Here is a 12,775-nt window from a genome sequence, read left to right as displayed (position 1 = left end):
GTGGCACTCTGGTTCCATGCCGGAACTGCCCGAGGTCGAAGCGCTCAAGGACTTCCTCACCGAGCACCTGGTGGGGCACGACATCATGCGGGTCCTGCCCGTCGCGGTGAGCGTCCTCAAGACGTACGACCCGCCGCCCACCGCCCTCGAAGGCCGCACCGTCACCGAAGTCACCCGGCACGGCAAGTTCCTCGACCTCGCCACGGACGGCGGCCCGCACCTCGTCACCCATCTCGCCCGCGCCGGCTGGCTCCAGTGGAAGGACCGCCTCCCCGACGGCCCGCCCAAGCCCGGCCGCGGCCCGCTCGCCCTGCGCGTCGCCCTGGAGACCGGCGCCGGGTTCGACCTCACCGAGGCCGGCACCACCAAGAAGCTCGCCGTGTACGTCGTCCAGGACCCCGGCGACGTACCGGGCGTCGCCCGCCTGGGCCCCGACCCGCTCGCGGACACCTTCGACGAGGCCGCGTTCGCGGGGCTCCTCGCGGGGGAGCGGCGCCAGATCAAGGGCGCCCTGCGCGACCAGTCCCTCATCGCCGGAATCGGCAACGCGTACAGCGACGAGATCCTCTGGGCCGCCAAGATGTCCCCGTTCAAGCTCGCCGCCACCCTCACCCCGGACGACGTCCACACCCTCTACACCGCGCTGCGCGACACCCTGACCGACGCCGTCGAGCGCTCGCGCGGCGTCGCCGCGGGCCGGCTGAAGGCCGAGAAGAAGAGCGGCCTGCACGTCCACGGCCGCACCGGCGAGACCTGCCCCGTCTGCGGCGACACGATCCTCGAGGTCAGCTTCAGCGACTCCTCGCTCCAGTACTGCCCCACCTGCCAGACCGGCGGCAGGCCGCTCGCCGACCGCCGTATGTCCCGCCTGCTCAAGTAGCCCCGCTCACCGGTCCCCGGCCGGCACGGTGAGCAGCCGCGCCCCGTCCGCCGCCCGCACCTCGAACCGCGCGATCCGCCCCGGGGACAGCGCCGCCCCGCCGCTCACCCGCACCCGCTCCCCGCGCACCGTCCAGCTCGCCACCGTCTCCTCGCTGCCGTCCCGCCCCACCGCGATCAGCGCGCACACCCGCGGCCCGCCCCCGTCCCGCACCTCCAGGTCCACGGCCGTGCCCCACGCCCGCGCGTCCGCCGTGACCGTCGCCGCGACCCCCGTCCGCGCGTCCCGCCCGCGCAGCGTCACCGCGCCCGGATCCCCGGCCCCGCCGCCACCGGTCAGCACCACCCCGAACCCGCCCGCGAGCAGCACCAGACCCGCGACCGCCCCCGCCCACCGCACCCGGCGCCGGGCACCGGCCCGGACGACGCCCAGCCGCTCCATGACGGAGTCCGGCGGCCCGAGCCGGGGGAACAGCTCCACGCACGGCGGCGTCGCCCGCGCGTACAGCTCCAACAGCCGTGTCGTGGAACCCAGTTCCGCCACATACCCCGCACACACCGCGCACCGCCCGAGATGATCCTCGTAGCGGAACCGGTCCGCGGCCCCGAGCACCCCCAGCACGTACGCACCCGCGTCACGATGCCGCTCCCGCGATCCCGTCCAGTCGTTCTCCGCCACGCCCACGGATACGCGGGAACCGCCCGGCCCGCTCAACACACCGGCCGATTACACTCCGCCGCATGCTGCGCGCACTCGCCGTCGACGACGAGGAACCCGCCCTCGCCGAACTCCTCTACCTCCTGCGCTCCGACCCCCGCATCCGCAGCGCCGAGGGCGCCACCGACGCCACCGAGGCGCTGCGGCGCATCGGCCACGCGCTGGAGGCGGGCCCCGGCGGCGACGACGCCGTCGACGTGCTCTTCCTCGACATCCACATGGCGGGACTCACCGGACTCGACGTGGCCCGGCTGCTCGCCGGGTTCGCCCGCCCGCCGCTCGTCGTCTTCGTCACCGCACACGAGGACTTCGCCGTCCAGGCCTTCGACCTCAAGGCCGTCGACTACGTCCTCAAACCGGTCCGCCGCGAACGCCTCGCCGAGGCCGTCGGCCGCGTCGCCGAACGCGCCGCCGTCGCCGCGCCCCCGGCCACCGTCCCCGACCGCATCCCCGTCGAACTCGGCGGCATCACCCGCCTCGTCGCCGTCGCCGACATCACCTATGCCGAGGCCCAGGGCGACTACGCCCGCCTGCACACCGCCGACGGCGCCGGCCACCTCGTCCGCATACCGCTCACCACCCTCGAAGAGCGCTGGCAGCCGCTCGGCTTCGTCCGCGTCCACCGCAGCCACCTCGTCGCCCTGCACCGCATCGACGAACTCCGGCTCGACGGCGGCGGCATGACCGTACGGGTCGGCAGCGCCGAGATCGCCGTCAGCCGCCGCCACGCCGGCCGCGTACGGGAGCTGCTGATGCGCCGCGCAGGTGGCTGACCAGCCCCTTCCGTCACCCGCCCGCACCTGCCTACACTCCGCCCGTGTCCGAACCACGCCGCGAAGTGGTGACCGGCGAGCCGCGCACCGCGCACGGCGCGACCGGTCCGCCCGCCCTGCGCACCCAGGGCGAGATCGACGAACAGACGACGCTCGGCGCCGCCTACGTCCGCTCCCTCATGCGCGGCCAACTCCGCACCGGCACCGTCGCGTTCATGGCCCTCGCCGTGCCCGTCGCCGTCCTCCCGCTCTTCTTCGGCGCGCTCGGCAACCCGGCCGTCGCATGGTTCGTCCTCGGCGCCGGCTGCTACCCGTTCCTCGTCCTCATCGCCTGGTGGTACGTGCGCCGCGCCGAACGCAACGAACGCGACTTCGCCGACCTGGTCCGCGGCCGCGACACCGGAGCACCGTGAACGAGGCGTACGCGATACCCGCGGTGGCCGTCGTCGTCCTCGCCACGGTCCTCATCGGCGGCTTCGGCCTGCGCATCTCCCGCACCACGTCCGACTTCTACGTGGCCTCGCGCACCGTCGGGCCCCGGCTCAACGCGGCGGCGATCAGCGGCGAGTACCTGTCCGCGGCCTCGTTCCTCGGCGTCGCCGGACTCGTCCTCGTGCACGGCCCCGACATGCTCTGGTACCCGGTCGGCTACACCGCGGGCTATCTCGTCCTGCTCGTCTTCGTCGCCGCGCCCCTGCGCCGCTCCGGCGCCTACACGCTGCCGGACTTCGCGGAGGGGCGGCTCGAGTCGCGCCGGGTGCGGCGCGTGGTCAGCGTGTTCGTCGTCGGCGCCGGCTGGATGTACCTCGTGCCGCAGCTCCAGGGGGCCGGACTCACCCTCCAGGTCCTCACGGGCGCGCCCCGCTGGGTCGGCGGCTCGCTCGTCACTGCCGTCGTCGTGCTCGCCGTCGCCGCCGGCGGCATGCGCTCCATCACCTTCGTCCAGGCCTTCCAGTACTGGCTGAAACTGACGGCACTCCTCGTCCCCGCGTTCTTCCTCCTCCTCGCCTGGCACGGCGCGACCCCCGCACCGGACCTCCCCGCGACGGACCTCCCGCCCACCGGCGCCGGAGCCGGCCGCCCCCTCGCCACCAGTCGCGCCGACCATCCCCTGTACGCCACGTACGGGCTGATCATCGCCACGTTCCTCGGCACGATGGGCCTGCCGCACGTCGTCGTCCGCTTCTACACCAGCCCGAACGGCCGCGCCGCCCGGCGCACCACCGTCGTCGTCCTCGCCCTCATCGGCCTCTTCTACCTGCTCCCGCCGCTCTACGGCTGGCTCGGCCGCCTGTACGCCCCCGAACTGACCGCCGCCCAGGACGCCGACGCCACGGTCCTGCTGTTGCCCGGCCGGATGATCGGCGGCGTCGTGGGGGACCTGCTCGGGGCGCTGGTGGCGGGCGGGGCGTTCGCCGCGTTCCTGTCGACGGCCTCGGGGCTGACGATGGCCGTCGCCGGAGTGATCAACCAGGATGTGCTGCCCACGCGCGGCGTCCGCCACTTCCGCCTCGCGGTCGTCCTGGCCGTCGTGTTCCCGCTCGGTGGTGCGCTCCTCGTCGACGGCGTCCCCGTGGCCGACGCGGTGGGCATGGCCTTCGCCGTCTCCGCGTCCTCCTTCTGCCCGCTGCTCCTGCTCGGCATCTGGTGGCGTCGCCTGACGCCGCCCGGCGCGGTGGCGGGTCTGTTCGCGGGCGGCGGCTCGGCGCTCCTCGCGGTGACCCTGACGGTGTCGGGCGCCGCGACGACCGGCTGGCTCCACACGCTCCTGGCCTGGCCCGCGGTCTGGTCGGTCCCGATCGGCTTCCTGACGATGATCCTGGTCAGCCTGGCCACCCCCGACTCCGTCCCCCCGCACACGACAGCGACGATGACCCGCCTCCACCTCCCGGAGGAGTTGAGAGGGGCGGGAGTGGGGGCGCCCCGCAAGGGGCGCGGGGCTGTGTCTACTGGCGACTCCGTCGCGGGGCGCGACCGGTCGACCCCTGGGGCGCACGAAGTGCGCCTTCAGGGGCGCGGGGAACTGCGCGAGCAACCACGCACAAGGGAAACGCACCCACCGACCGCCGGTCCCACGGCGAAGGAAGCCACCCCCCGGCAGGAGGATCCCCGGTGACCGGCGGAGCCGTCGCCGCCCTCGTGGCGCTGACCCCCGTCCTCCTCACCCTGGGCTACGCCCTGGGTCGCCGAGCGACGAACAAGGCCCGCCACAGCGACATCGGCACACCCGTGGAGCGCGCCACCTTCGACACCCTCCACACCGCCTCCCTGGCCGCCCCGCCCCTCCGCGCGGGCCTCACGGAGGAGACGGCCCGTAAATCGGCCCGCCGCCTCAGGACCCTCCTCGGCACGGACGCCCTCGCCCTCACCAACCGCTCCACCGTCCTCGCCTGGGACGGCGTCTCCGAACAGGCCCACGCCGCCCACGTCATGCCCGAACTGACCCCGGCCCTCGCCGGAGGCGGCCGCTCCGTGGCGTTCGCCTGCGGCTGCGACTGGGTGGACTGCCCGCTGCGCTGGGCGGTCGCCGCCCCCGTCGTCGCCGACGGCCGCGTCCGGGGCGCCGTCGTCGCCTATGCCCCGCGCGAGTCCGCGGTACTGGCCCGCGCCACCGACGAGGTCGCCCGCTGGGTATCCGTCCAGCTGGAACTTGCCGAACTGGACCGCTCCCGCACCCGCCTGATCGAGGCCGAGATCAAGGCCCTGCGCGCCCAGATCTCTCCGCACTTCATCTTCAACTCGCTCGCCGCGATCGCCTCGTTCGTCCGTACGGACCCGGAGCGCGCCCGTGAACTGCTTCTGGAGTTCGCCGACTTCACCCGCTACTCGTTCCGCCGGCACGGCGACTTCACCACGCTCGCCGACGAACTGCACTCCATCGACCAGTACCTGGCCCTGGTCCGCGCCCGGTTCGGCGACCGCCTCTCCGTCACGCTGCAGATCGCCCCCGAGGTGCTCCCCGTCACGCTCCCGTTCCTGTGCCTGCAACCCCTGGTCGAGAACGCGGTCAAGCACGGCCTGGAGGGCGCGGTGACCCGCAGCCGCATCACGATCGTGGCGACGGACGCGGGCGCCGAGGCCGAGGTCGTCATCGAGGACGACGGTGTCGGCATGGACCCCGCCGAACTCCGCGCGATCCTGCGCGGCGAGGGCGGCGCCTCCCACGGGGTCGGACTGTCGAACGTGGACGAGCGGCTGCGCCAGGTCTTCGGCGACGATCACGGCCTGGTCATCGAGACGGCCGCCGGCGCGGGAATGAAGATCACGGTCCGCATCCCGAAGTACCGCGCGGGCGTCCACGCCCCCTGAGACCGGCCGGGGAGGGTCTCATGGCGGAGAGGATCTCAGAACAGATGGATCGCCAGATGCCCCAGAGGTAAGCCGAGCCGCCACGCGGGCGTCCACACCTGCGGACCGTCCTCCTCGTCCGGCACCGGCACCGCGTCCAGATCCGGAGCCAGCAGCTCCGTCTCCTCCAGCCAGCGCCACGCCTCGGCGGCGAGCGGCAGATCCGGCGACGGCAGCCCGGACCGCCGTACCTTCGCCTCCCGTTCGGCGAGCGAGGCCCGCACCCAGGACTGCCAGGGCCGGTCGTAGGCGGTCAGCGAGGACCAGGTCTCCAGCTGGGACACGACCCGGATCCCGGACAGCTCGTCGCTCACGTCCGACAGGTAGATGGTGAGGGCGAGCGCGTCTCTGCCCGCGCGGAACTCGAAGGACGTGGGCGGCATCAGATCCCCGGTGCGCAGCAGCTCGTCCGCGATGTACTCCGCGTACAACCAGGCCATGGGCACGGCGAGTTCACCGTCCGGCCCCTGTGCGCCGCCGCCCTCGGCGCCCGCCGCGCCGTCGTGGCTCCCGTACCGCATGTCCCTGTCCGCCTTCCTCCGGTCCGTGCGTGCGCCGGTCCCGGCCCGCCCGGTCGACTCACCGGGCAGGACAGCGGATTACTCAATCGAGGAAATTCCCCTCCGGGCAGGCGCTTTACCGATGCTTGACCCGGCCGTCGGTTTCATCGCAGCTCAGGCGCGTAGCCCGGAAGGACCCTGCGCAACGCCCGCAACGCATAGTACGCACGGGACTTCACGGTACCCGGGGGAATGCCGAGGGTGCCTGCGGCCTCCGCCACACTGGCGCCCTTGAAGTAGACCTCCAGGAGCACGGCCCGGTGCTCGGGGCTGAGCGTGGCCACCGCCTCCCGCACGTCGAGCGCCGCCGCCGACCGCTCGGCGTGGTCCGCGCAGACCCGCGCGTTCTCGAGCACCGCGTCCCCGACCTCGGCGGGGCGGGCGAGCCGGGCCCGCCGGGCGTCGATGGCGAGGCGCCGCCCGACGGTGAACAGCCAGGGCCGCACCGACTCGTGCTCCGAGCGGAGCGCCTCCGGATGCTGCCAGGCCCGTACGTACGTCTCCTGGACGAGGTCCTCCGCCCGCTGCCGGTCGCCGTCGCACAGCCGCAGCAGGAACGCGTAGAGCGGCCTGCCGTGCTGCTGCTGGACCTGCGCGAGGTCCGCCTCCGTCGTCCTGGGTGTCCTGAGCGCCGTCGTCATGCGCGTATGGCAGCGCAGGGGGCCGTCGGCGCCCAGATCCCGGGCGCCGGTGTGCGCCGGACGGTCGATGCGCTCGACGAGCGGTGCGGCGAACGGGTCGAGCGGGGCCGCGCCCCGGTTCGGCGCCTTGACTCCGCCCTTTTGTCATATGTGGATATTTACGGCAATCCACCCACCGGAATTCACCTACGGCAATCCACTCACGTCCCCTCATCTCACCTGTTCAGGGAGCCTGATCGATGACGCCCCACACACGGAGCAGCACACGCGGCAGTACCCGGCACAAGGCGCTGGCCCTCGCCGCCGCCGTGATCGGCCTGGGCGCCGGCTGCGCGGCCCCCGGCGCCGGGCCCACGCAGCCCCACAAGGCCGCCCCCGCCCCCGCACCGGCCGTCCGCCCGTTCACTCTCGCCGCGTCCGGCGACGTCCTGCCGCACTCCTCGATCATCGAGAAGGCGCACGAGGACGCGGGCGGCACCGGCTACGACTTCCGCCCCATGCTGGCCGGCATGAAGCCCGTGGTCTCGCGCGCGGACGTGGCGATCTGTCACATGGAGACGGTCTACGGAGCCCAGGGCGACTACAGCGGATACCCCGACTTCAAGTCCCCGCCCGAGGTCGCGGCCGGCCTCAAAGAGACTGGCTACGACTCCTGCTCCGCCGCCTCCAACCACACCCTCGACGACGGCGCCGACGGCGTCACCCGCACGCTGGACGCCTTCGACAAGGCGGGAGTGAAGCACGCGGGCTCCGGCCGCACCGCCGCCGAGGGCCGGGCCCCCGCCTGGCTGAAGGCGGGCGGCGCCCGTATCGCCCAGCTCGCCTACACCTACGACACCAACGACCACCCGATGCCCGAGGGCAAGCCCTGGTCCGTGAACCTGATGGAGCGGGAGCGGATCGTCGAGGACGCCCGTGCGGCCCGTCGCGCCGGGGCCGACGTGGTCGTCGTCTCGCTGCACTGGGGCACCGAGTGGCAGGACGAGCCCGACGAGCGCCAGCTGAGCCTCGGCCGCGAACTGACCGCGTCGACCACGGGCGGCCGACCCGACATCGACCTGATCCTCGGCACCCACGCCCACATCCCGCAGGCCTACGAGAAGGTCAACGGGACCTGGATCGTGTACGGGATGGGCGACCAGATCGCCGGCGAGATGTTCAACTACGACGGCGCGCGCGACGCCCGCGGCAACATGAGCTCGGTCGGCCGCTTCACCTTCGCGCCGCCCGCCCGGGACGGGCAGCGCTGGCAGGTGACCAAGGCCGAGTTCGTGCCGCAGTGGTTCGACGTGTCCACGGGCCGCGTCGTGAACCTGGGCCGCGCCGTCGACGAGGGCGCCGATCTCGGCGGCATCCGTGACGCCATCCGCCGGGTCGTCCTCAGCCGTGGCGCGGACCGTGACGGGCTCGTCATGGCGAAGTGACCTGAGGCCCGGCGCCCGCGGGGCGCAGCCGCAGCAGCAGGCCCCGTCCGGGTTCGACCCGGACCGGGCCGCCCGCGGCGTACTCCCGCTCCTCCTGGAAGCCCTCGATCCCCGGCGCCTGCGCCGCCACCTCCGCGCCCGCGAGCGTCAGCCGGCAGTCCACCGGGCCGTCCGCCCAGGACGCGAGCGCCACCGTCGTCGCCCCGTCGGGCCCACGCCACACCGTCGCGAGCACCGCGTCGTCGCCGGTGCCCACCGTGGCGTCACCGGCCCACCAGCCGGTCATCTCCGCCTCGGGAAGCCCGAGTTCGTCGAACGCCCGCCACAGCGGCCGCACATCCGTCATCGGGGCCCGAGCCGTCATCCCGAACACGAGCCCGCGCCACGGATTGCCGCCGCCCTCCAGCATCTCGCCCATCAGCCCGAACGGAATCCCGGAGATCTCCACGAGCCAGTACGCCGGGTCCGTCGCCGCGTAGTCGAAGAGCTCGCCGAGCCACAACCGGTCGACGTACGGCAGCAGTTCGGCGTACAGATTGACGCTGGAGGCGAAGCCGTCCGGGGCCCGGAACTGGTTGCAGGAGTGCAGGTCCACGACCGGCGGCGGTCCGCCCGCCGAGGTCAGCGCCTTGCGGACCCGCTTCATCGTGGTCCGGTCGTAGGCCACGTCGTCCAGGTACAGCCCGTCGACGCCGAGGCGTTCGCGCAGCCGCCGCACCCCCGCCGCGTAGAAGTTGTGCCAGCGGGACTCGCCCGTCGTGACGGCCGCGACGTCCCGGACGTCGGAGGCCACCCAGCCGGGCACGTGCGCCTCGCCCAGATGCTCCCGCAGCCAGGCGTGCCCGCCACCCGGCCCCGCCGCCAGCACCTCGTCCCCGAACGAGGCCAGCACCCTCAACTCCGGTGAGTGACGCGTCAGTTCGCGCACCGTGTCGTACACCTTCACGCGCACCCCCAGCGCGTGCGCCCGGTCGGTGTAGGAGCGCAGCACGTCGGCGGCGAGCAGCGGGTCGTTGATGTACGGGTTCGGGGGAGTGGCGTGGTGCAGATTGACGACGTTCGCCCCGTACTCCGCGGCCTCCTCGGGCGTGGCGTACGCGTGGAAGTAGCGGTCGGTGAGCTGGGTGCGCGGGGTGATCGGTTTGAACGGCGTGAGCAGCAGCCGTAGTTCGAAGCGGCGCCGCTCGCCCGCCTCCAGCCGGACCGGGCCGCTGTGCGCGGTGACGGTGCGCACCCCGCCCGCCGTGCGCAGCCGTACCCCGCCCCGCCCGTCGTCGCCCGCCCAGGAGCGGGGCGTGACCAGGGGCTTCTCCCGGTAGTAGTTGGTGTTCAGGGGGCGGGCGTAGTGCTCGTCGCGCAGGGACAGCTGGAGTCCGGCGTGCGCGGAGCCGAGCCACAGGGCGTCCTGGTTGCGGGTCGGGGTGTCCCAGGTCCAGTCGTACGTCTCCGGACAGTCGCGCCCGGTCAGGCCGAGCCCCATCACGTACCGGGCGAGCGGCTCGCGCACGGGCACATCGAGGGTCACGTCGGGGAGTTCGAGGCGGGCGCGTGCCTCCACGCCGATCCGCAGGACGAGGAAGCCGTCCGCCTCCACCTCGCCCTCGGTGTCGACCAGGAGCTCGTCCGAGGAGGCTCTGACCTTCCAGGTGACGCGGCCCGGGCCGGGCTGCTCCGAGGTCAGCGGGCCGAGTTCGAGCGCGCGGCCGAGGTCGAAGCGGACCGGTCCCGCCAGCAGGTCGTGCGGCGGGCCGTCGGCCGCGGTGACGGCCGGGGTGAACGTCGACACCAGCCGGTGCGGCAGCCCGTCCGCGCCGAGATGGACCCGTCGCCCGAGCAGCCCCAGCTCGCGCCCGCCGTCGGGCGCGTCCGCGCAGGTCACCGGGGTGAACGGCGGCACGACCGTGTCGTCGTGCCCATCCGCGCTGTCCAGCCAGGCCAGCCGGGCGAGCCGCTCCGGCTCCCCGGTCCCGCCGTCGGTCACCAGGTGCTCGGTGACGGTGAGCCGGACCGGCAGCACCTGCGGGGCCGCACCAGGGGCGCTCACCTCGACCTGGCCCTCGTACGGGCCCGGCACCGCGTCCGCCGGGACCTTCGCGAGGAACCACAGCGCGTCGACCCTGCCCGCCGGCACGTCCACCCGCCGGGTGAGAGGACGGCCGCGCGCGTCCGTGCCGCCCAGGCTCGGGCAGCGCACCGGGAACGGCAGTCCGCGCACCCGCGCCGTCAGACCGGCCAGATCCGTGCGCGCGTACACGCCGACCTGGAACGCGAAGAACTCCCCGCGGTCCGCCGTGCCCTCGTACGGGGCGCCGGGCACCCCGCGCGCCCAGCGGGCGGGCAACTGCCCGTACCGGCCCAGGGGGTGCGCGCGGTCCTCCCCGAAGAGCAGCAAGTCGGCATCCGGATCGGCGAGTTCGAGCTTCCGCCGTTCGTCCTCGGTCGCGGCGAAGCCGAGCGGGGCGAAGGAGTCGACGGCGCTCGCCGCCTCGTAGCGGAACGGCTCGGCGCGCGGCAGCCGCTCCCAGCCCGCGTCCGTCCGGTCGAGCCCGTGCGCGTGCACCCAGGCGGGGTCGGCGGTGCGCACGGGCTGCCGGTAGACGGCCTGCGGGTAGTAGGCGCGGCCGGTGTGCGCGTACGGCAGGTAGTGCACGGCGTACGTGCCCGGGCCCTCGACGGGCTCGAAGGCGATGCGGCCGCGCTCGGCCGTCACCTCCACCGCCAGCGTGTTGCGCACCCGGCGCCCGGACGGGGCGAGCACCACCACGTCGACCAGCTGCGGGTCCGGATCCCGGCGCCGCCACGGCAGTTCTGCCGCGAGGGCCGGTCCGGCCTGCGCGGCGCGGACGAGGATGCGGTGGTTGCCGTAGGCCTCGGTGTCCCAGTCGCCGACGCCGCAGGCCAGTTCGGGATGACCGTCTCCGGCCGGGAGCGCGAGTCGTCGGAGCGTGCCGTGCTCGACCGTGTGTTGCTCACCCATGCGTGGTCCCCCAGGGGCGCGTTTATTAGGTAAGTTGCTCAATCACTCCGGGTCACCCTGGGGAGTCACCGATCATGCTGTCAAGGGGGACACCTTGGATCGGGGGGAGCCGCGCCCATGAGAACCAGCCACGACGACAAGAGCGATAAGAGCGATAAGCGCGACAAGCAGGACAAGAGTGGCGATCCGTCGCTGCTGCGCCGGCTCAACACGGCCGCGGCCCTGCGCGTGCTGCGCGAGCGCGCCGAGATCACCGTGCCCGAGCTCGCCGCGCTGATCGGCGTGTCCCGGCCCACCGCCCAGGACCTGACCGCCCAACTGCTGCGCGAGGGACGCCTGGTCGAGCTGGAGCCAGGCGCCGGCGGGGTCGGCCGCCCGGCCCGCCGCTTCCGCTTCCGCGCCGAGGCGGGGCACGTGCTGGGCGTCGACGTCGGCGCCCACAAGATCCTGGTCCTCGCCACCGACCTGCTCGGCCGCACCGTCGCCTCCCACCGGCTGCCGGTCACGCCCGAACTGGACGCGGACCAAAGGCTCGACGCCGTCCGCACCGCCGTCGCCCGCTGCCTCGCCGGACCCGCCGCGGCCGGGCTGCGCCCGCTCGCCACCGGCGTCGGCACCAGCGGCATGGTCGACCCCGCGGGCCGCGTCGTCACCGTCAGCGACTCGCTGCCCGGCTGGAGCGGCGTCGACCTGACGGCCGAACTCGCGGGCCACGCCCCGGGCCCGGTCGTCGTCGGCAACGACATCCAGCTCGCCACCCTCGCCGAAGGCACCGCGGGCGTCGCGTCCGGCACCGACGACTTCCTGTACCTGTACGTCGGCAACCGGCTCGGCATCGGCCTGTGGCTGCGCGGCGAGCTGCACCGGGGTCACCACGGCGCCGCCGGCGAGATGGTCGCGGGGGACGGCTGGACCGTGCCCTACCAGCGGCTCCTCGACTGGTTCGCCGGGCACGGGGGAGAGGCGCGCCCCACGCGGGAGAACGCGGCCCGCGCCGTCGTGCGCGCCGCCGCGGCCGGTGACGGCGGCGCCGCCTACACCCTGCGGGCCTTCGCGCACGCCCTCGCCGACAGCCTCGCCCGGCACGTCGCGGTGCTCGACCCGCGGGCCGTCGTGCTCGGTGGCGGGATCTCGCGGGCCGGGGCCCTGCTCAGCGAGCCGTTCGCCGAGCGGCTCGCCACACTCACCCCGTGCCCGCCCGAAGTGCGGACCTCCACGCTCGGTGAGGAGTCCACCGCGATCGGGGCGGCCCGCCTCGCCCTGGACCACGTCGAACAGCCCGCGTAGCGCTCTCCCCGCAGAAAAGTCCAAGCGCCGCCGAAGAAGAGTCCAACTTCCCGGGGCCGGAAGGCGGTTGACGTGCCCTCCGGCCGCTTCCATGATGACTCTCCAATTCGGAAAGTTGCCTTCTTTATTGGCGGCCGCTCCTCCCGGCGTCTCGACGTGCCGGGCGGC

The 12,775-nt window shown here is 73.9% G+C and carries 11 protein-coding genes; 7 read left to right on the top strand and 4 right to left on the bottom strand.

What is annotated here, in order from left to right:
- The first annotated feature begins 16 nt into the window (after window positions 1-16).
- On the top strand, window positions 17-880 hold the full coding sequence (locus ACIBTU_RS17645) for an Fpg/Nei family DNA glycosylase (RefSeq protein ID WP_399127137.1): 864 nt from the start codon (window positions 17-19) through the stop codon (window positions 878-880).
- 6 nt (window positions 881-886) lie between these two features.
- Here ACIBTU_RS17645 and ACIBTU_RS17640 read toward each other — a convergent pair whose 3' ends face one another.
- Complete coding sequence (locus tag ACIBTU_RS17640; RefSeq protein ID WP_399127136.1) at window positions 887-1,558, bottom strand: hypothetical protein; 672 nt, start codon at window positions 1,556-1,558, stop codon at window positions 887-889.
- A gap of 62 nt (window positions 1,559-1,620) precedes the next feature.
- Between ACIBTU_RS17640 and ACIBTU_RS17635 the strand changes: the two genes are divergently transcribed.
- The 4 genes from ACIBTU_RS17635 (at window position 1,621) to ACIBTU_RS17620 (ending at window position 5,679) form a co-directional block, all read left to right on the top strand.
- The gene (locus ACIBTU_RS17635; protein WP_399127135.1) at window positions 1,621-2,370 is read left to right on the top strand and encodes a LytR/AlgR family response regulator transcription factor; all 750 of its coding nucleotides are present in this window, start codon (window positions 1,621-1,623) and stop codon (window positions 2,368-2,370) included.
- 68 nt (window positions 2,371-2,438) lie between these two features.
- The gene (locus tag ACIBTU_RS17630; protein ID WP_399127373.1) at window positions 2,439-2,783 is read left to right on the top strand and encodes a hypothetical protein; all 345 of its coding nucleotides are present in this window, start codon (window positions 2,439-2,441) and stop codon (window positions 2,781-2,783) included.
- Complete coding sequence (locus ACIBTU_RS17625; RefSeq protein ID WP_399127134.1) at window positions 2,780-4,486, top strand: cation acetate symporter; 1,707 nt, start codon at window positions 2,780-2,782, stop codon at window positions 4,484-4,486. Before ACIBTU_RS17630 ends, ACIBTU_RS17625 begins: the two co-directional genes overlap by 4 nt.
- Window positions 4,483-5,679 (top strand): sensor histidine kinase, encoded by a 1,197-nt coding sequence (locus ACIBTU_RS17620; protein WP_399127133.1) that lies wholly within the window; start codon window positions 4,483-4,485, stop codon window positions 5,677-5,679. The genes ACIBTU_RS17625 and ACIBTU_RS17620 overlap by 4 nt, the downstream gene beginning before the upstream one ends.
- Before the next feature lie 35 nt (window positions 5,680-5,714).
- Here ACIBTU_RS17620 and ACIBTU_RS17615 read toward each other — a convergent pair whose 3' ends face one another.
- Window positions 5,715-6,239, bottom strand: coding sequence for a hypothetical protein (locus ACIBTU_RS17615; protein WP_399127132.1), 525 nt, complete (start codon window positions 6,237-6,239; stop codon window positions 5,715-5,717).
- Window positions 6,240-6,382: 143 nt separating this feature from the next.
- Window positions 6,383-6,919: a sigma-70 family RNA polymerase sigma factor gene (locus ACIBTU_RS17610; RefSeq protein WP_399127131.1), complete on the bottom strand. Its 537-nt coding sequence runs from the start codon at window positions 6,917-6,919 to the stop codon at window positions 6,383-6,385.
- A gap of 239 nt (window positions 6,920-7,158) precedes the next feature.
- Between ACIBTU_RS17610 and ACIBTU_RS17605 the strand changes: the two genes are divergently transcribed.
- Window positions 7,159-8,343, top strand: coding sequence for a CapA family protein (locus ACIBTU_RS17605; protein WP_399127130.1), 1,185 nt, complete (start codon window positions 7,159-7,161; stop codon window positions 8,341-8,343).
- Here ACIBTU_RS17605 and ACIBTU_RS17600 read toward each other — a convergent pair.
- On the bottom strand, window positions 8,330-11,320 hold the full coding sequence (locus ACIBTU_RS17600) for a glycoside hydrolase domain-containing protein (RefSeq protein ID WP_399127128.1): 2,991 nt from the start codon (window positions 11,318-11,320) through the stop codon (window positions 8,330-8,332). The two genes, ACIBTU_RS17605 and ACIBTU_RS17600, sit on opposite strands and share 14 nt — an antisense overlap.
- 117 nt (window positions 11,321-11,437) lie before the next feature.
- Between ACIBTU_RS17600 and ACIBTU_RS17595 the strand changes: the two genes are divergently transcribed.
- Entirely contained in the window at window positions 11,438-12,607 is a 1,170-nt protein-coding gene (locus tag ACIBTU_RS17595) for an ROK family protein (RefSeq protein WP_399127127.1), read from the top strand.
- Window positions 12,608-12,775 lie beyond the last annotated feature (168 nt).

The organism is Streptomyces sp. NPDC050145, from assembly GCF_044460245.1.
Classification (GTDB): Bacteria; Actinomycetota; Actinomycetes; order Streptomycetales; family Streptomycetaceae; genus Streptomyces.
The sequence above is the reverse complement of the archived record's forward strand: the minus strand, read 5'-3'. Positions and strand labels throughout refer to the sequence as shown.

Excerpts from the sequence above, each read along its gene's own strand:
- ACIBTU_RS17645 (WP_399127137.1), top strand. The coding sequence starts at position 17 with ATGCCGGAACTGCCCGAGGTCGAAGCGCTCAAGGACTTCCTCACCGAG.
- ACIBTU_RS17635 (WP_399127135.1), top strand. The coding sequence starts at position 1,621 with ATGCTGCGCGCACTCGCCGTCGACGACGAGGAACCCGCCCTCGCCGAA.
- ACIBTU_RS17615 (WP_399127132.1), bottom strand. The coding sequence starts at position 6,239 with ATGCGGTACGGGAGCCACGACGGCGCGGCGGGCGCCGAGGGCGGCGGC.
- ACIBTU_RS17610 (WP_399127131.1), bottom strand. The coding sequence starts at position 6,919 with ATGACGACGGCGCTCAGGACACCCAGGACGACGGAGGCGGACCTCGCG.
- ACIBTU_RS17605 (WP_399127130.1), top strand. The coding sequence starts at position 7,159 with ATGACGCCCCACACACGGAGCAGCACACGCGGCAGTACCCGGCACAAG.
- ACIBTU_RS17600 (WP_399127128.1), bottom strand. The coding sequence starts at position 11,320 with ATGGGTGAGCAACACACGGTCGAGCACGGCACGCTCCGACGACTCGCG.
- ACIBTU_RS17595 (WP_399127127.1), top strand. The coding sequence starts at position 11,438 with ATGAGAACCAGCCACGACGACAAGAGCGATAAGAGCGATAAGCGCGAC.